The sequence below is a fragment of the Lactobacillus sp. genome (assembly GCF_051893255.1).
GTDB lineage: Bacteria > Bacillota > Bacilli > Lactobacillales > Lactobacillaceae > Lactobacillus.
In genome coordinates this window covers 1-20222 of sequence record NZ_JBJFHB010000045.1, presented here as the reverse complement: position 1 = coordinate 20222, position 20222 = coordinate 1, and the positions used below count along the sequence as shown (strand labels likewise).

General features: G+C 48.5%; 18 protein-coding genes and 1 pseudogene. 2 read left to right on the top strand and 17 right to left on the bottom strand.

The window, feature by feature from the left end; genetic code table 11:
* The 13 genes and pseudogenes from ACI4WN_RS03815 to ACI4WN_RS03755 form a co-directional block, all read right to left on the bottom strand.
* The coding region (locus ACI4WN_RS03815) for a hypothetical protein (RefSeq protein WP_439777034.1) at nucleotides 1-361 on the bottom strand (361 nt) is incomplete at its 3' end.
* 51 nt (nucleotides 362-412) lie between these two features.
* Nucleotides 413-1813 carry an RsmB/NOP family class I SAM-dependent RNA methyltransferase gene (locus ACI4WN_RS03810; protein ID WP_439777033.1) on the bottom strand — a complete coding sequence of 467 codons (1401 nt, stop codon included), beginning with the start codon at nucleotides 1811-1813 and terminating at the stop codon, nucleotides 413-415.
* On the bottom strand, nucleotides 1794-2780 hold the full coding sequence (locus ACI4WN_RS03805; protein ID WP_439777032.1) for a hypothetical protein: 987 nt from the start codon (nucleotides 2778-2780) through the stop codon (nucleotides 1794-1796). Before ACI4WN_RS03805 ends, ACI4WN_RS03810 begins: the two co-directional genes overlap by 20 nt.
* Nucleotides 2777-3523, bottom strand: coding sequence for an SAM-dependent methyltransferase (locus tag ACI4WN_RS03800; protein ID WP_439777031.1), 747 nt, complete (start codon nucleotides 3521-3523; stop codon nucleotides 2777-2779). Before ACI4WN_RS03800 ends, ACI4WN_RS03805 begins: the two co-directional genes overlap by 4 nt.
* Before the next feature lie 168 nt (nucleotides 3524-3691).
* Nucleotides 3692-3886 carry a hypothetical protein gene (locus ACI4WN_RS03795; protein WP_439777030.1) on the bottom strand — a complete coding sequence of 65 codons (195 nt, stop codon included), beginning with the start codon at nucleotides 3884-3886 and terminating at the stop codon, nucleotides 3692-3694.
* A 194-nt stretch (nucleotides 3887-4080) separates the two neighbouring features.
* Nucleotides 4081-4992, bottom strand: coding sequence for a homoserine O-succinyltransferase (locus tag ACI4WN_RS03790; RefSeq protein ID WP_439777029.1), 912 nt, complete (start codon nucleotides 4990-4992; stop codon nucleotides 4081-4083).
* A gap of 137 nt (nucleotides 4993-5129) precedes the next feature.
* On the bottom strand, nucleotides 5130-6563 hold the full coding sequence (locus tag ACI4WN_RS03785; RefSeq protein WP_439777028.1) for an NADP-dependent glyceraldehyde-3-phosphate dehydrogenase: 1434 nt from the start codon (nucleotides 6561-6563) through the stop codon (nucleotides 5130-5132).
* 177 nt (nucleotides 6564-6740) lie between these two features.
* Nucleotides 6741-7493 carry a PrsW family intramembrane metalloprotease gene (locus ACI4WN_RS03780; protein ID WP_439777027.1) on the bottom strand — a complete coding sequence of 251 codons (753 nt, stop codon included), beginning with the start codon at nucleotides 7491-7493 and terminating at the stop codon, nucleotides 6741-6743.
* Between the two features lie 169 nt (nucleotides 7494-7662).
* On the bottom strand, nucleotides 7663-8400 hold the full coding sequence (locus tag ACI4WN_RS03775) for a carboxymuconolactone decarboxylase family protein (RefSeq protein ID WP_439777026.1): 738 nt from the start codon (nucleotides 8398-8400) through the stop codon (nucleotides 7663-7665).
* Nucleotides 8393-8923, bottom strand: a complete 531-nt coding sequence (locus tag ACI4WN_RS03770; protein ID WP_439777025.1) for a MerR family transcriptional regulator — start codon at nucleotides 8921-8923, stop codon at nucleotides 8393-8395. Before ACI4WN_RS03770 ends, ACI4WN_RS03775 begins: the two co-directional genes overlap by 8 nt.
* Before the next feature lie 5 nt (nucleotides 8924-8928).
* On the bottom strand, nucleotides 8929-10101 hold the full coding sequence (locus tag ACI4WN_RS03765; RefSeq protein WP_439777050.1) for a MalY/PatB family protein: 1173 nt from the start codon (nucleotides 10099-10101) through the stop codon (nucleotides 8929-8931).
* An 8-nt stretch (nucleotides 10102-10109) separates the two neighbouring features.
* Nucleotides 10110-11023: pseudogene (locus tag ACI4WN_RS03760) on the bottom strand (DUF3737 family protein).
* A 109-nt stretch (nucleotides 11024-11132) separates the two neighbouring features.
* Nucleotides 11133-11993, bottom strand: a complete 861-nt coding sequence (locus tag ACI4WN_RS03755) for a LysR family transcriptional regulator (protein WP_439777024.1) — start codon at nucleotides 11991-11993, stop codon at nucleotides 11133-11135.
* Between the two features lie 126 nt (nucleotides 11994-12119).
* Here ACI4WN_RS03755 and ACI4WN_RS03750 point away from each other — a divergent pair, with 126 nt between their 5' ends.
* On the top strand, nucleotides 12120-13172 hold the full coding sequence (locus tag ACI4WN_RS03750; RefSeq protein WP_439777023.1) for a threonine aldolase family protein: 1053 nt from the start codon (nucleotides 12120-12122) through the stop codon (nucleotides 13170-13172).
* 80 nt (nucleotides 13173-13252) lie between these two features.
* Nucleotides 13253-13774, top strand: coding sequence for a YbaK/EbsC family protein (locus ACI4WN_RS03745; protein ID WP_439777022.1), 522 nt, complete (start codon nucleotides 13253-13255; stop codon nucleotides 13772-13774).
* 62 nt (nucleotides 13775-13836) lie between these two features.
* On the opposite strand, the gene ACI4WN_RS03740 is transcribed toward ACI4WN_RS03745, so the two are convergent.
* The 4 genes from ACI4WN_RS03740 to ACI4WN_RS03725 form a co-directional block, all read right to left on the bottom strand.
* Complete coding sequence (locus ACI4WN_RS03740) at nucleotides 13837-15618, bottom strand: diguanylate cyclase domain-containing protein (protein WP_439777021.1); 1782 nt, start codon at nucleotides 15616-15618, stop codon at nucleotides 13837-13839.
* A 128-nt stretch (nucleotides 15619-15746) separates the two neighbouring features.
* Nucleotides 15747-17498 carry a diguanylate cyclase domain-containing protein gene (locus tag ACI4WN_RS03735; protein ID WP_439777020.1) on the bottom strand — a complete coding sequence of 584 codons (1752 nt, stop codon included), beginning with the start codon at nucleotides 17496-17498 and terminating at the stop codon, nucleotides 15747-15749.
* 138 nt (nucleotides 17499-17636) lie between these two features.
* On the bottom strand, nucleotides 17637-19397 hold the full coding sequence (locus ACI4WN_RS03730) for a diguanylate cyclase (protein ID WP_439777019.1): 1761 nt from the start codon (nucleotides 19395-19397) through the stop codon (nucleotides 17637-17639).
* Between the two features lie 130 nt (nucleotides 19398-19527).
* Nucleotides 19528-19959 (bottom strand): hypothetical protein, encoded by a 432-nt coding sequence (locus ACI4WN_RS03725; protein ID WP_439777018.1) that lies wholly within the window; start codon nucleotides 19957-19959, stop codon nucleotides 19528-19530.
* Between the last annotated feature and the right edge of the window lie 263 nt (nucleotides 19960-20222).

The window sequence follows — 20222 nt, the reverse complement described above, 5'->3', positions numbered from 1 at the left end:
TACTTCGGGGGCAATTTTTGGCAAAATCCAGACCGGTTGACATACTTCGGGGGCAATTTTTGGCAAAATCCAGACCGGTTGACATACTTCGGGGGCATATTTCGCCAAATTCCAGCTCGGTTGACATACTTTGGGGGCATATTTCGCCAAATTCCAGCTCGGTTGACATACTTTGGGGGCAATTTTCACCAAAATCCAGACCGGTTGACATACTTTGGGGGCATATTTCATCAAAATCCAACCCGGTTGACATACTTCGGGGGCAATTTTCGCCAAAATCCTGCTCGGTTGACATACTTCGGGGGCATTTTTCACCAAAATCCTGCTCGGTTGACATACTTTGGGGGGCAAAACACAACACAGCAACCTCGCAGCTAGTAAACGAAAAAGCCCGGCAGAGCCGGGCTTGTACCTATTGTCTTAATCCCTTTGGATAGTAGTTCTTCAGCTGCCCCTTGGCCAGCTTGCCGAAACTAAACACCATGCCGCGGCGCGCCACCAGGACAAAGCCGGATAAGCCGCTCTCCACTTGCACGCTTTCCCCGTGGAGGTAGCGCTCGTAGGCCGCTTCGTCCAGGTCCACGACCTTGTCTTGTGCCACTTGCCCCAACCATTCCGCCAGCTGGTGGCTCGGCTCAAAGCGCTTTTTCTTCAGCATCCCCAGCTCCAGGCCGTTGTTCAAGATCTTCACGCCGGCCACCGCACTCGGGTCGATCGCTGGCAAAAAGACGTGGTCGTTGCTCTTCAGCAAGTCCCGCCCAAAATTGATCGCCTTTGGCCAGGCAAAGCCAGCCAAGGCCGCTTCAATATAGCCGACCTCTTCCTTGCTTGGCCGCTCCGGACTAGCGCCGCGCCCTTTTTTCCGGTCCTTGGCCTTAACCTTCTTTTTCCTAACCGGATCGGCCGCAGGCGCATCGGCCGCCGTCCCCGGCTTGGTCAAGGACGCCGCAAATTGCCCTTCGCCCAGGCCGTCTTGTGGCCAAAAGCGGGCGCAGTTGACCAGGCTCTCATCCCCGTTGCCCCAGTCAGGCCGGCCGGCTGCGTGCGGCACGCCCTCTAGGTCCACCGGGTTCACCGTGAAGCCTTGTTCCAGCAGCCAAGACACGATCTCCTCGTCTTCTTCTGGCGAAAAAGTACAAGTGGAATAGACCAGCTGCCCGCCTGGCTTCAGCATCTTGACTGCTTCTGTCAAAATCTCCTTTTGCCGAGCCGCGCATAACTCCACGTTTTCCTGGCTCCAGTACTTAACCGCATCCTCGCTCTTGCGAAACATCCCTTCCCCGCTGCATGGCGCGTCGACTAAGATTTCGTCAAAAAATTCCGAGAAAACAGGACTCAGTTTGTCCGGCGAAGCACTGGTTACCAAAGCATTGCCCACGCCCCAGCGCTCCAAGTTTTCTCGCAGGATCTTGGCCCGGGAGGGAGAGATTTCGTTAGCAACTAGTAAACCCTCACCTGCCAATTTCTCTGCTAAAGCCGTACTCTTGCCGCCAGGTGCTGCGCACAGGTCTAACACCTTGTCACCGGGGCGGACCGCCGTCAACTGCGCCGGGAACATGGCTGCGGGGTCTTGTGAATAAACGCTGCCGCTGACCCATTCCGGGTCCTTGCCGGAGATTTCCCCATAGTAAGCGCTAGGGATGCCAGGCACCGGCGATTCCAGCGGATAGGTCACCTTGGATCCGTCTTTCAGGGTGTTGACCCGGTAAGCCTTTTTGCTTGGCTCCATTAAAGCGGAAAAAAGCCTCTCGGCTTCTTCTTCGCCGAGTAGGCCCGTAAACTTTTCCTTAAACTCAACTGGGATTTCCATCATTTACCATCCTCATTTTTCTAATAAAGTAGATCAGCAAGGCTGCATAGGTAATCAGCTCGATTACCGTCGTTCCGGCTAAAAGCAGCCCTAGCGCCGTCCGGTTGCCAAAGTAGGCCTTCCAGATCAAAAAGTAGTATGCCCCAAAAGATTCCAGAATCAAAAAGACCATAAAGCGGCCGCTCTTGTTCAAGACCAGGTTGGTCAAAAGCTCGCCTTTCACGTGGCTCATCTCAGCTCCCTTGAAGGTCAGATAGGCGTAAAGGCCAACCAGCAAGATGCCAAAGCCTTCCATAAAGGTAATCAAAATCGCTTCTGGCATGAGCAGAGTCAACCGTCTTTGCCGGTTCCGCTTCACATAGTCTGGCCAGTAAGAATAGCTGCCCAGGTGATCGGCAATATTCGTGATCGTGGCGGAACTGGCATCAACGTAGATCGTGTAATTCTTTAAGTCGCCGCTAGCCGTCGCCTGCTTTTCTCCGGTCGTCAGGTAATAAGATTTACTGTTTTGGTAGGGAACTGACTTCAAGGTTCCGACGACGCTATAGTAGCTGTCGTCTAAATTCAGGTAGCTGTTGCCCTGGGTCCGAATCACGGCCGCATCCGCAGCTGGAGAAATGGCCGCTAGGGTTACCCGACTTTCAAAGTCGTCTTCTGAGAAAAAGCGCCCCGAGGACACCGGGAAGTAGTCGAGATCCCGCTTTTGGGCCCAGATCAAGATTTGGTGCGGATCTTGCTTATTTTTCAGCTGCAGCTGAATGCTTTCTTTAGGGAATTCCTTTTTCAGCCACTTGATGAAAGTCGAGATCTTCTGGCTCTTCTTAGCCTTGACGATCCGCGATTCCATGCTCATCCCGCGTGACTGGAGAATCTGGTCAGCCAGCTGCGACTGCATGTTGGAGCAGACCGTACCCACGCCGAGAAAAAGCAGGAAGGTCCCGATTAAGACCAGCAATTTGCGCCATTTCATTGCTTCACCTCAAAAATTTGTTCCTTGATAAAGTCGTAAGACTTAAAGCTGCGGTTGATCTTTTTCAGGGCATCCGACTTCACGAATTTGGTTTTTTGCCAAAATTCTGGCGAGTTGGTAGCCCCATTTTTCTCTCCGATAAAAATCAGCTTAGCACGCGGAGCGTAATACTGCCGGGCCTGGATCAAGTCGAGATCGGCTTGGCCAAAATTAGGTGCCCAAGAGCACAAAATCAGGTCAACGGTCGCGTACTTTTTCACGGCTTGGTCAGCTGGCAGATCCTCCACCCGGTAAAAGGGCGCTGAGCCCGTCTGCGAGGTCTTGGCCCACTCTAGGCTGTCGGTCGCCCAGACCTGGACGCCGGCGTCTGAGAGCGCCTTTGACCAGTAAGCATTGCCGGCCATGACCTCCAGCGCCGTTTCGACGCCCAGTTCTTCCTTTAGTAAATTGGCCGTTTCAAAGTTAGGCACCGACCAAATACCATATTGCAAAGACAGATACTGGCGGACGTTATTAAAAAGCTTGTTCAAGGTCTTGAGCCGGCTGTAGTCTTCGTCGCTCATTTTCCAGCTGAGCTCGCCCATTTTCCGGTCGCTTAAGCCCAGTTTGCCGGGTGCTGAGGCCAGGAGTCGCTGGCCCCGGACGATTGAATCGAGCAGCTCGATTTCTGATACCTGCCGGGCGATTTCGGGGTCCGTAAAAGCCTTCCCCAAGTCCTTGATCTTTTCAATAAATTCTGTCATCAGTTATACCTCAAGCTAGATTTTACCATTTTACCCGCCGTTTAGGTAGTTAGCACTATGATTCACTATAGCAAAGATTCCGCCATTGCGGGCTTTTTATAGACTTTTTTAAGAAAAAACAGGCTAGCTATGCTAGTCTGTTTTCGATCGGTATTTAGCTGTATTGTATTAGCTTTCAGAAGCTAATTCTGCCATCTCTTCGTCAACGCCGTTGGCTAAGAGCATGTCCTTGGTAGCTTCTTTTGCTTCTTCGGCCTTAGAAAGCTGAACTGGCATTGGCTTGCCCATCCCGGTGGCCAACTTCACCATCTCTTGGTCAACGCCATTTGCGGCCATGGTTTCAGCTTCTACGATTTTCTTCATGCTTGCCATCTTAATCAACCTTCTTTGCTCAAAATCTGAAAGTCAATAAAAGCCTTTTCATAATTATAGTATAGCACCTTTTAGTAAAAAGAATTTTGGCAAGCATTCAACTTTTTCATCTTCTAATTAAGTAAAGTTTTTTGACAAAAAAGCTAAAATTGTTAAGCTCCTTAATTAAAAAAACAATCGCAAAACTAGTGCAAATCCGCCAGGTCGTATGGGGTTTCCTGGTAAACGGCGTAGTTGATCCAGTTAGAGAAAAAGGTCGAAGCGGCTAGGCTCCAAGTGAGCTTGGGCTTCTTTTCTGGGTCGTCGTCTGGGAAGTAGTTGACCGGCAGCTGCGGGTTGATCCCTGCCTTTTGGTCCCGGAAGTATTCTTCAGCCAGGGTGTCCCTAGTATATTCAAAGTGGCCAAAGGAAAAAATCTGCCGCATATCAGGAGTTGCCGCAATCGCCACGCCTACTTCCTTGCCCGAGGCCAGGATGTCTAGGCCAGTATCAGCCAACTGGTCGGGGTAAATCGTGGTATAGCGGGAGTGCGGACACTTGTAGGAATCATCAAAGCCGCGGGTTAAAAGGCTGGGCGTCACCAAATCCTGTTCATAAATGCCAGACAATTTGGCCTTTAGCGGCTGCTTGTCAACCCCGTAGTGGTAGTAAAGCCCGGCTTGGGCGCCCCAGCAAAGGTGGAGGCTAGAGAAGACATGAGTCTTGGACCACTCCATCAGGTCACTGAGTTCAGCCCAATAATCGACTTGATCAAAAGGCAATTTTTCAACCGGGGCCCCCGTAATAATCATCCCGTCGTAGCGCTTGTCCTTGATGTCCTCAAAGGTCCGGTAGTAGTTTTGCAGGTATTCGTTTGAGGTATTTTTGGATATATGGGTAGCCATGTAGAGAAATTCCACTTCCAGCTGCAAGGGGGTGTTGGCCAGGTGGCGGAGGATATGCACTTCCGTGTTCATCTTCTTAGGCATCAGGTTAACCACCAGAATCTTCAACGGCCGGATGTTCTGGGTCATGGCGCGTTCAGATTCCATGACAAAAATGTTCTCCTGCCTCAAGCGATCGACTGCAGCTAATCTTTTGTCTAAGGTGATTGGCATGGCTTGCCCTCCTGTTTTCTAAACCTTTAAACTTGTAAAAAATAAGTCCTATTAAATGTAACACTCTTTTTGAAAAAAAGCTAACAAAAAAATTAGAAGCCTTATGGAAGACTTCTAATTTTCTTTTTTGTCATTATTTACATTTCGTCGATGGCGTAAACCACGCTCTTGACTTTAGTCATGGCTTGAATGGAGTACTTCACGCCTTGAACGCCGGCACCTGAGTCCTTCACACCCAAGAATGGGAAGTTGTCAGGACCACGTTGGGTCTTGTTGTTGATGTGGACCGTGCCCACTTCCAGCTTTTCAGCGATGCCAAAGGCACGTGGGAAGTTGCGGGTGAAGACGGAGCTTTGCAAGCCGTATTCAGACTTGTTGGCAATTTCGACGGCTTCTTCTACGCTCTTGACACGGATAAATGGCAAAACTGGGCCAAATGGTTCTTCCCAGGCAAGGCGCATGTCAGTCGTGACGTTATCAAAGACCATTGGGTAGAGCAAGTTGCCTTCCCGCTTGAAGTCAAAGAGTGGCTTAGCGCCCTTTTCCTTGGCTTCTTCAATCAGGCCTTGCACGTAGTCGGCTGACTTGGTGTTGATCAAAGGCGTAATGTCGGCGTTGTCTTCTGGCATGCCCACAGTCAGGCCCTTAACAAGGTCAGTTACCTTGCCGACCAATTCATCAGCTACGCTGTCCATGACCAGGACCCGCTTAACCGCGGTGCAGCGCTGACCAGAGTAGCCAAAGGCGCCGGCTACAATGTTCTTGGCTGCTAGGTCAAGGTCAGCATCTTCTAAGACGATGGCTGCGTCCTTGCCGCCCAGTTCCAGCATAATTGGCCGCATCCCGGCCAACTTGCCGATATTCTTGCCAACAGCACTTGAACCAGTAAAGTTGATGAAGTTCACGGCTGGGTGTTCAACGATGTAGTCGCCAATCACGCGCCCTCTACCGGTAATGGTGTTGAAGACGCCAGCTGGCAGGCCACTTTCAGCAAAGGCCTTGGCCAAAAGGAGACCTGAGATTGACCCTTGTGTTGGTGGCTTAAAGGCTACAACGTTCCCGCCCATCAAGGCTGGAGCAATCTTAGAGCCAGCCAGGTTAACTGGGTAGTTGAATGGGGAAATAGCCAAAACCAGGCCAACTGGTTCCCGGCGAACAACCGCGATCCGGTTCTTGCTTGCAGGGTCAAAGTTGCCGCCTTCCATGACCTCGCCGTCCATGGTTACGCCGACCTTGGCCGTGTAGTCCACGATTTCCGCGGTTCTGGTCACTTCGCCGATGGCGCTCTTTAAGCCCTTAGCGATTTCCTTAGACAAGGTTGAGCCGATCTTTTCAGCATCCCGGTAAAGGATATCAGCTGCCTTTTCCAAATATTTTGCCCGTTCTGCGTATGACAAGGCCCGCCAAGCAGGGAAAGCCTTCTTGGCACTGGCCATGACATAGTCAACGTCTTCGTGGGACATGGCTGGGATCGTGCCCAGAGATTCTCCGTTGGCTGGGTTGAAGATTTCGATGTGATCTTCAGAATCCTTCCATTCGCCATTGACGTAGTTTAAGTATGCTTGAGTCAATGATCTCTCTCCTCTCATGATTTTGTCATTTGTTCAATGTACTTATCATTTTAGACCAGTTCAAAAATTATGCAAGACCTTTTTAAAAATTGGTTATGCTAAGTTTTAAATTGGTAGGTACTAATTGGAATGATAGCAAAAAAATAAAAGCTGTCTTGTCAGACAGCTTTTGCATGATTAAAATCTAAAGTTTCGCCGATCGATTTCAAAGTACTTGTCGTTTTTCGACATCTTGGTGACCAAACGGAAGGAAATGAAGAATAAAACGGCGATAAAAGCCAGGAAGATCCACTGCCCACTGGCTGAATTAAGTGAGGCAATGTAGTCGTAGGCCCCGTGGATGAGGGCTGGAATAACGATAGCCAGGATCCGGTCGAACTTGGAGCGGATTTCCTTGCCCAGGTAGGCATTGCCGCGCGCTAGGCCGTAGAAGATCCCCATAAAGACGCCAAAGCAGGCATGGCCTGGAATAGCGGTTACGGCACGGACCAGGGCGGTTGAGAAGCCATACATCAGGACATAGGAGATATTTTCCCAAAGGGCAAAGCCCAGAGCCACAAAGACTGCATAAACCACGCCGTCATACTGGCAGTTGAATTCCTGGCTGAACCAGGACCGTCTTTTCAAGAAAAAATACTTGCTGCCCTCCTCACTGAAACCGACGATGACAAAGTACATGATGATGTTGTAGAGGTCGCTTTTTTGCGAGACAAAACTGGTCAAAATCCCGTTACCGATCCATTCTAAGACCCCGGCTAATACAGCGGACCAGATACCGCCAGTGACCATTAAGCGCAAAATATAGGGACTTTCTGGCTCCAGCCGGTCAGACCGGTAGACCTTGACCATCAAAAAGATGGCAGGGATGATCGCCGCCAAAATTAAGAGCCAGTTGTAAACCAAGATTGGCTCAAGAAAGAAGAAGAACATGGATAAACCTTCCTATCAAGTTATATTTATTACTCCCATTATACCCTAAACATCAGCCAGATGGCTCAAGCGCTCGCTTTGCTGGTAGAGCATTTTCTTTTTTCCTCCCAAAAATAGACTTGTCAAAAGATGACAAGTCTATTGTAACAATTCTTCGATTTTTTAAAAACTAGTCTAGGCTGTTGTAGAAGTCTTCGTCAACCGGCTCCAGCCATTCGTTTGACATGTCTTCGCCTGGAATCATGAAGGCCAGGTGACTAAACCAGCTGTTCTTGCTTGCACCGTGCCAGTGCTTGGCGTTTGCCGGAACTTCTACAATAGTGCCTGGGGTCATCTTGATTGGGTCTTGCCCTTCAATTTGGCACCAGCCTTCCCCTTCAACGCCGATCAAGACTTGACCGCCGCCTTTTGACGCATGGTGAACGTGCCAATGGTTGATGCATCCCGGTTCAAAGGTGACATTATGAATCTGGAGCGGATCGCCTTCCTTAGTCACTGGGTTCAAGTAAGACTGACCAGTAAAGTATTGGGCGTAGCCATCGTTTGGCGCGCCAATCCCAAAGAAGCCGCCGTGACCGGACTTTTCGTCGTCGCCGTAAACTTCCTTGGCCAAGTTAAAGGCAGCCCAAGCATTTGGCCAGCCTGCGTAAAAGGCTATATGTGTCAGAATTTCCGCCATTTCGCTCTTCGAAACGCCATTCTTTTTAGCCGTCAGCAAGTGGTACTTAAGAGAGTTGTCGGTAATGCCCTTGCTGATGAGGGCAGTGATGGTCACGATGCTCCGGGTCTTGAGCGGCAATTGCCCTTCTCTAGACCAAACTTCCCCAAATAAAACGTCGTCATTCAGCTGCGCGAATTTTGGTGCGAATTCGCCTAATTGATCTCTGCCTGCAGTTTGCTTAACCATTGCTGTGTTTCCTTTCTTTCATTAATTCTTCGACATCTAGTTTTTCTGGTACTTCGTCAAGATCATCGATGCTAGGATGCCTTTTTTCAAGCAGTGGCTCCTCGCTGCCCAGTTTCATGGCAGTTTCGTAATACCATTCCTTGTAGTCTAGTTCCTTCATGTAGTAGTTGAGCTGGTCAATCTGGTCTAAGACCGACTGGCGCTGGTCCTTGATCAGCTGGTAGCGTTCCTCGATGGTCTTGTCGCCTTCTTGCGCCAGCTTGGCGTACTCCTTGATCCGCCTGATCGGCATCCCCGTATTTTTCAGGCAGGTCAAGACCTTCAGCCAGCGGAAATCTTTGACTTCAAAAATCCGAATACCGTTGACCCGCTTAACGTTGGGCAAAAGACCTTCTTTGTCATAGTAGCGCAAAGTTGAAGGAACAACGTTCATCATTTCCGCTACTTGGGAAATGGTAAAAGTCTTTTCTTCTTTATCCTGCTTTTCCTTAGTTTCTTCAGTCTGCTTTTTTTCTTCAGCCATGATTATCACCTCGAATCAATAAACAGGTTAACGCCGTCAATCAGCCGGCCCATTCCATCTTCGACTAGCCGCTTTGGCGCAGCAATGTTCATCCGGACAAACTGGTCGCCATTGCCCCGGTAGACCCCGCCAGGCGATAGGACCAGACCGGTTTCTTTTCTGAGGAAATCCGTGAATTCCCGACTGCTTGTGCCAAGTTCTGAAATATCCAGCCAAAGCAGGTAAGTTGCCGTTGATTCAACCAGCTTGACTTCTGGGATTTTGACCAAAAGACTTTTGACCGTGTCGTAGTTGCCCCTTAGGACCTCTTTCAATTCGTTTAGCCATGCCCCGCCCTGCCGGTAAGCCGCGATCGTGGCGGGGATAGCCAAGAGGTTTGGCTCAGCAATTTCTTCTTGGTTAAAGCCCCGCGTTACAGTCTCTCGTAAAAAGCGGTTCGGGATGATGGCGCAAGCCGCGTGAAGGGCTGCCAGGTTAAAAGTCTTGCTTGGCGAAACCAGCGTGATCACCCAGTCTTGGGCTAGACCATTGACTGAAAAAGCTGGCGTTGCCGTAATCCCTCTGAGCACTAAATCCGCGTGAATTTCGTCTGACAACAGGACTACGTGGTATTTAGCGCAGAGGTCCGCGATCTTTTGCACTTCATCTTTAGTCCAAACGTAGCCTACCGGGTTGTGCGGGTTACAGAAGATGAAAAGCTTGGTCAAAGGATCGACCAGCTTGTCTTCTAGGTCATCCCAGTCGACTCGGTATTGCCTTTTTACGCTATCGTAGACTAGGTCACTAGAGATCGTCTGGCGACCATTATTTTCGATTGAATGGTAAAAAATGTCGTAGACCGGAGCTTGTGTCAGGACATAGTCCCCCGGCTTGGTTACGCTGCGGACGATGGAGGAAATGGCTGGGACCACGCCGGTCACATACTGGCACCAGGCTTCTTCAGGTCTTGCCCCATGCGCTTTTTCTTCCCAGTCAGCGATGGCCTCAAAGTAGTCATCAGGAATGTCCTCATAGCCAAAGGCGCCAACAGCGATTTTTTCCCGCATGGTGTCCAGGATTTCCGGCGCTGTTAAAAAGTCCATTTCAGCGATCCACATAGGCAGTTCGCCTGCTTTTAAATTTCCCCACTTAACTGAATTGCTTGGGCGGTTAGGCAGGGTTTCAAAATCATATCTTATTTCTGCCATTAGTCATCCACCCCGCTTTTACGGACAGATGGCTCTTGATTTTGGTCAGACAAGTCGGCGCGCTCGCCAATCTTCGGACAGACAATTTCAGTTTTTTCAGGATTGATTTTTTCTGGGTCCATAATCAAGCGGCGGATTTCTGGCGCCGCAATTTTGCCAGAAATTGGGTTCTTGACGCTGTCGATCGGCGTAGTAATTTCAACGTCGAGATTTTCACCATATTCAAAGACTAGGTCACTGTCTAAGAGCTTGCAGTTCTTCATCGTTAGGTGGTCGATGTAATTGAGCCCCTGACTAGAGCGAATAGTGCAGTTAATTAGGGTCACGTTTTGGCTATTCCAAGCCAGGTATTCGTCGTCTAGGACAGAATCGTAGATCGTCACGTTTTCGCAGTTCCAGAAATTGTCCTTGGTCACGAAGCGGCAGTGATGTGCCTCAAATTTTTTCCGCCATCAAAGGCGTAATTGCCGACGATCGTCACATTTTCAAGGTAAACATTTTGACTATCCTTGCCAAAGTAGTCGCCTCGGGCCTGGCTGTTCTTAATTTCAACGCCGTCGCAGGTCCACAGGGTTTCTTCGGCATTGGCAAAGTAAACCTGGTCTAGCTTGACCGCTTTGCACCGTCTAAACAGCTTGGGTGCCTGGAAAGAAGTCCCATGAAATGTCAAATTCTGACTGTGCCAGATGCCAGACCGGGCCATGGTTTCTAAGACTCCACCCTCAACCTCGACATCGTTGCAGTACCAAAGCGGGTATTTGTAGGTAAAAATCGTATCGTTGATTTTAAGTCTTTGTCCTTCTTTTAAGGGGGATTCGCCATTGCCAAAGACGCAGCTAGTGATTTCCGTGTCTTTGGCACCATACAGGCTGCGCTCGCCCTCAAAGTAGGCATTTTGAATTTGCTTACTCATTTCTTACCTCGTCTTGCTGCATTACTTACATTTGTTTTCGCTTACAAGTACAAGATAACACTTAAAGTTAACTTTAAGTCAAGGGATTTAAGAAAAAATCTTTTGTATTTTAGAACTTGTCTTGGATGAAGTCCGCAAAGGTTTTAACCGCGGGTGACGGAGGATTTTTGGGCAACAGGATCCCCATATCAACGTAAAAGGCAGGTTCCAGCGGCACTTCGGCGACCTGGCCCTGCCACTTTTTGGAAATCAGTTCCTGGTTGACGCTGATGCCCAGACCTGCTTCCACCATATTGTAGGTGGTAAAGCCGTCCCGGGTCGTGTACTTTTCCTTGAGGGTGAGACCGGCTTCTTTGATCAAGCGGTCTTGGTCGGTGTCTTTATTGGGGAGGGTGTGGATGAAGTCTTCATTGGCCAGACGGTCAACCGGGTAAGCATCGGCCTTTGCCAAGGGATGCGTTGTAGGCAGCCAGGCAACTAAGCGGTCTTTAAACAGCAGCTGCCAATTGAGCTTGTGATCACTAGGCTTAGCGCAGATTGCCAGGTCGATCTGGCCACTAGCCAGCCAGGAGCGAATCTCGCTGTTGCCACCTTCTTCCACGTTAACTTGGATGCCGGGGTATTTTTCCTCAAATTCCTTAAGGAGCTGGGGCAAAAGGATAGCGGCAAAGCTGAAGTAGCATCCTAGTGCAATCGTCCCACTTTTAACGCCGCGAATTTCACTGCCGACTTCTTCGGCTAGTTGGCTAGCCTTGACTAGCTGGCGGATGGCGGGAAGGATTTGCCGACCATTAGCTGTGAGGGTTACCCCACTTTTTTGCCGGTTAAAAAGGTCAAAGCCAAGTTCTGCTTCTAAACTATTGATCATCCGGGTAATGCCGGACTGGGTATAGCCAAGTTTTTGCCCGGCAGCAGTGAAGCTCCCGGTGTCGGCAGAGGCGATAAAGGCACGGCATTTATTAATTTCCATGATTTTTGTCCTTTCTGGTCATCTATGACGAGTCATCATATCTACTATACCATTTAGCCGTTTGTCTCATCATAAAAATGATCGTACAATATTTTTAACAAATCGATAAAGAAAAGAGATACCTAAATGAACCACGAACCCATCATGCTCGCTTGTGACTATCAAGAAACAGCTTGCGAGCAAATTATCCAAGCCCTCGCTGCCAGCCAAGGCCAAAACTTTGCTGGTTACGGCACTGACGAAATTACTAATCGTGCCAAAAACAAGATCCGCCAAGCAATCGAAGCTCCCCACGCCGAAGTCGAATTCCTGATCGGCGGCACCCAGACCAACCAGGTGGTCATCGCCGCCCTTTTAGCCTGCTACCAAGGCGTGATCGCCGCTGACACCGGCCACGTTGCCGTCCATGAAGCTGGCGCCATCGAAATTACCGGTCACAAGGTCCTGACTCTGCCAAGCCGTGACGGAAAGATTTCTGCCAAAAATCTGCAAGACTACATGGAGACTTTTGAAAACGACGGCAACAAGGACCACATGGTCATGCCAGGGATGGTCTACCTGTCCCAGCCAACCGAATTCGGGACATTATATAGTAAAAAAGAGCTAACCGAGATCAAGGACATCTGCCAAAAGCATGACCTCAAGCTCTACATCGACGGTGCTCGCCTGGCTTACGACTTGGCCGCTCCCGAAAACGACGTGACTCTGCCTGACCTGGCCCGCCTTTGCGATGTCTTCTACATTGGCGGCACCAAGTGCGGGGCCATGTTGGGTGAAGCCGTTGTAGTACCTGATCCTAAACTGATCCCCCACTTTTTCACCATCATCAAGCAGCGCGGCGCCCTTTTAGCCAAGGGCTGGCTGCTGGGCATCCAGTTTGACCAGCTCTTTACTGACGATCTGTATCAAAAAATGGCTGAACCGGCAATTAAGCAAGCGAGACAGATCCGGGATGCTTTGACGAAAAACGGCTACCAGCTGCTTTACGATTCCCCAACCAACCAGACTTTCTTCATTATGGCCAATCGCGACCTGCCAGCTTTTGGCCAAAAAGTTGCCTACTCCTTCTGGGATAAGTACGACGAAGAGCACACGGTGGTCCGCCTAGCCACCTCCTGGTCCAGCCGGCAAGAAGACGTCGACCAAGTGTGCCATATTTTGGCTGAATTTAAGAATTAGAAAAGGAAAATAATGGCAGACTAGGAAAATAGCAAATAAATAGAAGCTGAAAAATATATAGAAAGTAAGAACAAAGATCGATGTTAGAATTTACCCCCTTTTTTGACCATCCAGAATATCTACCAGAAAAAAGCCAAGCCTTCGTTAAAGAGCATGACTTAGCAGACAAAATTTTCGTTGCCAAGATCGATCCCGAGTTTGCCGACGGGCAAAAATTGGCCGACCAATACGGTGTAGACATCGCTACCGAACTCAACTGCCTTGTCTTTGCCGGCAAAAGACAAGGCCAAGTCAAAAAAGCGGCAGTTTTGGTCCCTTATGAAAAGAGGGTCAACTCTGGCTCCGTTTTAAAGCACGCCATGGACGTTTCCAAGCTTTCTTTTGCTAACTTAGACGAAGTGACCGAAGAAACTGGCATGGAATTTGGCTCAATTACTGCAGTTGGCTTGCCAGCAGACTACCAAATCCTGGTCGATTCCAGTGTTCAAAATTTATCAGAAGTCGTGATTGGATCCGGCAAGGTCGATTCCAAGATCAAGACCACGCCTGCCGTTCTTGCATCCCTTCCCAATTGCCGCTTCATCGAAAACTTAGCCAAATAACAGATAAAGAAAAACTCTGACTATCTTACGATAATCAGAGCTTTTCTTTATCAAAATTCACCTTATTTTTCATCTGCTTCCGGATCGGTGATCAGGCCGTCTGGCAGAATAAAGACGCAGAAGACGTTGCCGTAGTAGTCATCTTGGACATAGCGACCTACCGTCGAGATTGGCTTAACCCTGCCATCTTTGGTCAAGATGCGGTAGTCCAAGAAAAGGACGTCATCGTCGATGTTACCGCTCAAAGCCTTGATTTGTTTTTCCCGGTTGGTGACAACTTTTTCGTAATCTTCTGGATAAACTAGACCCTTGAAAGAAGATTTGGTATAGGTTAAAAATTCTTCCAGGCTCTGGCAGGCAAAAAGGTGGATCAAGTAGTCATTGGCCAGAAGGATCTCTTGGCTGTCTGCCTGGTCATAGTCGGCCCGGTAAATCAAGAGCCCACCAGGCATCCCCTGGCTAACGTTTTTCATGTTAAAGCCCAGCTGCCCTCGCTTGATCAGCTGCATCTGGGGCTCATACTGCTTGGCCACGTGCTTGCCGTGCATCTTGGCTGCGTATAAGGCCATGTCGGCTAAAATAATTAGCTGGTCCGGACTTTGCGCCTGGCTTGGATAATCGGCATAGCCCGCAGAAATCGTATAGCGGACCTTTTGCTCGCCGGCGTCAAATTCTTGAACCCCGACGATGGCACTGGCGACCAGGCGGTGGGCCATTTCTGGTTCTTCTGGAATGGCGACGCAGAACTCATCCCCGCCAGTTCGCCCGATTACCGATTCTCCTGGGAAAACCTGCTTTAGGTGCTGGGACAGGTGCTCTAAGGCCAGGTCACCAACATTGTGCCCATAAACGTCATTGACCAGCTTGAAGTCATCTAGGTCCAAAAAGGCCAAGGTTACGGGTTGTTCAGGCGTATCTTTAAAGTGGCCACCGGCTTCTTTCATGAAGCCCCGGCGGTTATATAGTCCCGTCAAGGCATCGACATTGGCCAAGCGGTCTAAGGCTTCTTTTTGTTGCCGGGTTCTGAGGTACATGGAGAGCATAAAAACCAAGAAAACTGAAGTTATTAAACAGCCCAGCAAGGTAAAAAAGCCCTTATCCGTTGCCCAGCCGCCCCTTGGCACGATGTTCAAGGTCCAGGACAAAGAGCCAATCGAAAAGCTATACCCCACGCTGTTTTTAACCTTATTGCCAATTCCTTTTGAGGATTCTACCTGAGTTCGGTTCTTGGTTAAAGGCGACTTATTTGTATCAAGGCAGTAATCATAGCCCATCGCTCTTAGCGACTTCAAGGTGTGCTGGTAGACATCTGGCAATTTTAAGGCAATAATCACGTAGCCCCAAAATTTACCGTTTTTCAAAGTCACCGGCACCATGATGCTCACGCTCTTTTTCACCTTGGGCAAGACGATTGGACCGTACAAGACGGCCTCATTCTTGTCCTTTACATAAGTAAGGACCTGCGCCGCTTCTTGATTTGCCATTAAGTTGACGGTTTGGCTGCCCTGGCGGTGGGGGTAAGTCTGCGTCACCACTCCCTTTGGTGCTAGCTCATTCAACTTGATATAGTCCCGCATTAAAAGCCTTGATGTCCGGTCAAAATCACGGTGAGAGACCCGGCCATTATTTTCAATCACCACGTCCCGCATGGATTCCGCCCGCGTGATCCCATAGTTGAAATCCCGCTTCAGCTCACCCGCATAGGCCCGGCTGATTTCATATGCCTTTTCTTTTTGTGTATAGACCTGCTGCTTAGCCACATATGAGGAATAGCCAATTGAAAGCAATGCGCAAACTAGACCAAAGATAAAAACAATTAAGCGATTCTTATGGTTTAATTTCATGCATTCCCCCACCAGCCTTTCTGAATATTTTTAATTCTATTATAAGTTTACCACCATTACCGCTGTAAAACTATACAAAAAAGCCTTTTCATAAGAATGAAAAAGCTTTAACTATTACTATTTAGATATTAGAGCTGATCCTCTGCTAATTGGTCCTGGTCTTCTAAGAATACAAAGAAGACCTTGCCATAGTTGCTGTTATCGATCATCCGGCCGAGGTCAACCAAGTGCTTGATTTCACCCTGCTTGGTCTTCACCCGGTAGGCAACATGGACGTCATAGCTGCTCCGATGTCCTTTTTGCAAAGCAAGCTGCCTCTTGATTTCACGCTCAACCAGCAAACGGTCATCAGGGTGCACGAAATTCTGGAAGCTGCCCTTGGTAAAGGCCATGAAGTCATCATAATCCTGGCAGCCCAGCAGCTGGATCAGGTGCTCATTGGCAAAAATAATCTTCTGGTCGCCATCTGCCTTGTAGATCAAGAATTCACCAGGCAGACCCTGGGCCAGCTGCTTAACGTTAAAGCCCAATTGCTCCCGGTTCAGATCCGCCATAAACGGCTGATAGCGAAAGGTTTGGTTTTTCCCGGCCATCTTGGCCGCATAGAGGGCCTCGTCAGCCTTGGTCATCAAATCCTGAATCCCGCGGGCTTGCTTTGGATAATCGGCAAAGCCAGCTGAGATGGTAAAAGTGATTTCCGTTCCGTTTGAACTAAAAGTCTGCTTTTGCCTGATGGCCTTTTGAATCAATTCCTGGCACTCAAGGGGGTGCATGTCCGGGATAGCTACGCTGAACTCGTCCCCGCCGGTTCGCCCAATCAAGGAATTAGCAGGAAATGACTTTTTTAAATAACTAGCCAAATGCTGCAAAGCCTCATCCCCCGCCGCGTGGCCATAGAGGTCATTGATCAGCTTGAAGTCGTCTAAGTCTAAAAAGACCTCGGTTAAAAATTGTGCCTGTGGCAGCTGCCGGTCCAGCTCTCGGATGAAACCCCGGCGGTTGGATAGACCAGTTAAAGGATCGCGGTAGGCCAATTTATGCAACTCTTCATCTCTTTCTTTAGTCTTGAGGTAGTTGACCAGCCAAATCATGATCACCGAGCTGACTAAGACGGACATGATGAAGGCTGGCATTGCAGCTTTTGACTGCCAGCCATTTTTTGGTGCCAGACTCAGGCGCCACTTGCGGTTGCCAATAACAAAAGTCTGGCTGACAGGATGCTTGAGCTTTTTAGATGGATTGATTGAGCTTTCAATAATGTCTAATTGCGAATTGGTGGCACTTCTTTCCGCAAACAGCTGGTAGTCATAATCGACTTTTTCTAAGGAATTAATGGTGTTTTGGTAAACCTTGGGCACAGACAAGGTCATGATCACATAGCCCCAGAATTTGCCTTTTTTCAAATAAACCGGATCGATAATGATTAACAGCCGCTTCTCTTGGCGGTTTACGATCGGACCAAAAGTGGTTAGTTTCTTTGACTTTTTAACAGTGAGCAAGATTTCACCCAGCTCCTGACTGTCTTCTAGATTAACCCCAACCTGGCCGTAGGCGTGTGGGTAGGAATACTTGATATAACCCTTGGGGAGCAGGTCGATTGTATTGATATATCCTCTTTTCAGCAGCTTGGCCGAATCACTAAAATTTTTAACTTTGCCGTTATTGTCAACGACCATTTTATCTAATGACTGCACCCGTTCTAGGCCATTATAAAGGTCATGGTTGATCTGTAAGGCAAAGACATTGCCGACTTCGGTCGCCTTCGCTCTTTGATCCTGCAAATCTTCTTGATCGGCTTGCCAGGCGACTGTGAGCGAGAGGATAACGAGCAAGAAGCCAAGAACTCCAACCCAGATTTGATGCTGACGGTTTAAGCCCATGCTGTCCTTTCTATTATTATTAAACAATAAAACATCTGCGAATAATCAAGTATTCACAGATGATAACGATTTCCTATATAATTATTCTCTTATCAGTTTACCCCTTAATTCGCCTTAGCACAAGAAAAAAGCTTCTGCTTAAGCCATAAAGGGTTTAGAAAGGGCTGCTTTTTCCTGCATAAAGACAAAGTAAACCAAGCCGTAGTTGTCGTCTTGGGCCATCTGGCCCAGCTCTACCATCCGGCGGGCGGTTCCGGACTTGGTCAAGACCCGGTATTCTAGATAAGAATCATAGCAGTCCTTTCCCCGGTTGGCCAAGGCCTGCTCTTTAATAGCAAATTCCACCTCTCTTAGATCATCCGGGTGGACTAAACCTTTGAAGCTGCCTTTGGTAAAGGACATGAAGTCTTCAAAGTCCCGGCAGCCCGTGTGCTCGATCAGGCGGTTGTTGGCAAAAATGATCTCTTCGCGCCCGCCGGCTTGGTAAATGAGAAATTCGCCAGGGATGCCCTCGGCCAATTTTTTGACGGTAAAGCCCAATTGCTTGCGGTTTAAAGCATTCATCCCCTCTTGGTAATGCTTGGACTGGTTTTTGCCAGATAATTTAGCAGCATACAGGGCCTTGTCGGCCAAGGTTAAGAGGCGTTCCAGTTTCTTCGTCTGCTCCGGCCGGTCGGCGTAGCCAGCTGAAATAGTGTAGTGAATTTCATGATTGCCAGCAATGAAGGACTTCTCCTGCACCACCGCCCGCTTGATCAATTTTTCGCAGTAGCTTGGCGAATGACCAAAAAACATGGCACAGAATTCATCACCGCCGGTCCGGGAGATCAGGGTGTCTTTAGGAAAAGCAGCTCTTAAGCGGTCGGCCAGGTCAATCAAGGCCATATCGCCGACATCGTGGCCGTAGACGTCGTTGACCAATTTGAAGTCGTCGAGGTCAAGAGAAACCGCAGTCGCTAGATCATCTGAGACTTGAGCCAGGTGCTTGTTTAATTCGTGTAAAAAGCCCCGCCGGTTGTATAAACCGGTCAAGGGATCCCGGTAGGCAAAGTAGTGCAGTTCGTCGTCTTTTTCGGTGATCCGGAGCAAGGCAACTAACAGACCCAGCAAGATGCCGCTAATAATGAGGCAAATGACTAAGATAGGGATGGTCTTACTGGAGTGCCAGCCGCCTTTGGGCGTGATTTCTAAACGGAAGCGGCAGGAACCCAGCTTCATGGTGTAGACGGCTGGGCTAGAGAGCTTTTGGCTAGACTTGAGAGAGGATTCAACTAGGGAAAGCTTTTTGGCGGTTGGGGATGCTGTAGCCTTAATGGCATAGTCGTAGCCTAGGGACTCTAGCGCTGCCATGGTGTGGCGATAAATCTTAGGCACCTTGATCGCGATGATGATATAGCCCCATAACTGGCCAGTTTCTAAGTAAACCGGGTCAACCACCACCATGGCCTGGTTAACCAGGGGCAGTTTGACCGGGCCAAACATGGCCACCCGGCCAGTCATTTTGGTATAGTCGTAAATTTTGCGGGTTTCTGAGTAGTAGCTCAAGGTGAACTCGTCAGAGGCAGTCTTACCGCTGGGGTAAGACTCAGTGATTTTGCCTTTAGGGGCGACAGCAATAAGATCGATGTAGTCCTTCATCAAGAGCTTGGCAGAAGTGGAAAAATACTTAACCTGTCCGTCGTTGTCCTTGATCATCTGCTTTAAGGCAGCTGTGCGGCCAATCCCCAAGTTAAAATCGCGCTTCAGCTCAGTTGCGTAAGTCTTGCTGATCTCACTGGCGCGGGAGCGCTGAGCTTGTAAGTCTTGCCGGCGGGTGTTCCAGGTAAAAAGGCATGATAAAAGTAGGAGAATTACTCCTACAATAAAAGCAATTATCTTGTGACGACGGTTCAACTCCATTTTTTCAATTCACCCATTTGATCAGCACGAGCTTTGTTAACGCTTTATATAATAGTTACGTTATTATTTTAACTCTATTGATGCTCTACAACAAGAAAACCGCCCCAAGTAGTTGAGGCGATTTGTTATATTATTTTCCATTGTATGTAGTGTAAGTCTTTTGCTTATCAGTGCGAGCGTCAATAACCGTCACTTCCCAGTTAAAAAGACCCTTTTTGCTAGCATAGACTTGGTAGTAGTAAGGCCAATCGGCATCATCTTTGTTGATCTTTACCCCTGCTTTCTTCATGGCCGCATAATTCTTGTTACGGTTTTCCTTGGTAACAAAGGTGCTCCAATAGTAAGTTGGAAAGCTAATCTTGGCTTGAACATTTATTGGCGTTAATTCACTATCGACATCATAGCCATGTTTAGGTAAGGAATTCTCCATGACCGTCATTGCCTTGGCTTTTTGATCATCACCGTAAACATCCATCACCGTGTACAGAATGCAAAATATGGAAACGATCATGAAGGCCCATGACAGGATCTTGTTAGTGGTTGGATTTTTTGAAAAGCGCATATCTATCCCTCCCAGTTCAATGTGTAACCGCTATCTATAATAAGATAATAGCACCTTTCATTTGTAAAAAAAGTTGTTTTAGAAGATTTATTTATTATTAACTTTCTAGTTAACTTAAATAAAAAAATAAAGCAAAAAAGTACCACGCAGAATGCGTGGCACTTTCATGTAAGCTGATAATCTAGCCTTTTAGACTAAGCGGACTCATCAATTTCAAATCTACAATCGTTAATAGAAGCAGAATAACGTTTAACCCTAGATTA

Bases quoted from the DNA above. Each gene is read 5' to 3' on its own strand.
- ACI4WN_RS03745 (WP_439777022.1), top strand. From the start codon at position 13,253: ATGTTAGAATTTACCCCCTTTTTTGACCATCCAGAATATCTACCAGAA.
- ACI4WN_RS03750 (WP_439777023.1), top strand. From the start codon at position 12,120: ATGAACCACGAACCCATCATGCTCGCTTGTGACTATCAAGAAACAGCT.
- ACI4WN_RS03810 (WP_439777033.1), bottom strand. From the start codon at position 1,813: ATGATGGAAATCCCAGTTGAGTTTAAGGAAAAGTTTACGGGCCTACTC.
- ACI4WN_RS03800 (WP_439777031.1), bottom strand. From the start codon at position 3,523: ATGACAGAATTTATTGAAAAGATCAAGGACTTGGGGAAGGCTTTTACG.
- ACI4WN_RS03805 (WP_439777032.1), bottom strand. From the start codon at position 2,780: ATGAAATGGCGCAAATTGCTGGTCTTAATCGGGACCTTCCTGCTTTTT.
- ACI4WN_RS03735 (WP_439777020.1), bottom strand. From the start codon at position 17,498: ATGGGCTTAAACCGTCAGCATCAAATCTGGGTTGGAGTTCTTGGCTTC.
- ACI4WN_RS03725 (WP_439777018.1), bottom strand. From the start codon at position 19,959: ATGCGCTTTTCAAAAAATCCAACCACTAACAAGATCCTGTCATGGGCC.
- ACI4WN_RS03770 (WP_439777025.1), bottom strand. From the start codon at position 8,923: ATGGCTGAAGAAAAAAAGCAGACTGAAGAAACTAAGGAAAAGCAGGAT.
- ACI4WN_RS03740 (WP_439777021.1), bottom strand. From the start codon at position 15,618: ATGAAATTAAACCATAAGAATCGCTTAATTGTTTTTATCTTTGGTCTA.
- ACI4WN_RS03795 (WP_439777030.1), bottom strand. From the start codon at position 3,886: ATGAAGAAAATCGTAGAAGCTGAAACCATGGCCGCAAATGGCGTTGAC.
- ACI4WN_RS03730 (WP_439777019.1), bottom strand. From the start codon at position 19,397: ATGGAGTTGAACCGTCGTCACAAGATAATTGCTTTTATTGTAGGAGTA.
- ACI4WN_RS03755 (WP_439777024.1), bottom strand. From the start codon at position 11,993: ATGGAAATTAATAAATGCCGTGCCTTTATCGCCTCTGCCGACACCGGG.
- ACI4WN_RS03790 (WP_439777029.1), bottom strand. From the start codon at position 4,992: ATGCCAATCACCTTAGACAAAAGATTAGCTGCAGTCGATCGCTTGAGG.
- ACI4WN_RS03775 (WP_439777026.1), bottom strand. From the start codon at position 8,400: ATGGTTAAGCAAACTGCAGGCAGAGATCAATTAGGCGAATTCGCACCA.
- ACI4WN_RS03780 (WP_439777027.1), bottom strand. From the start codon at position 7,493: ATGTTCTTCTTCTTTCTTGAGCCAATCTTGGTTTACAACTGGCTCTTA.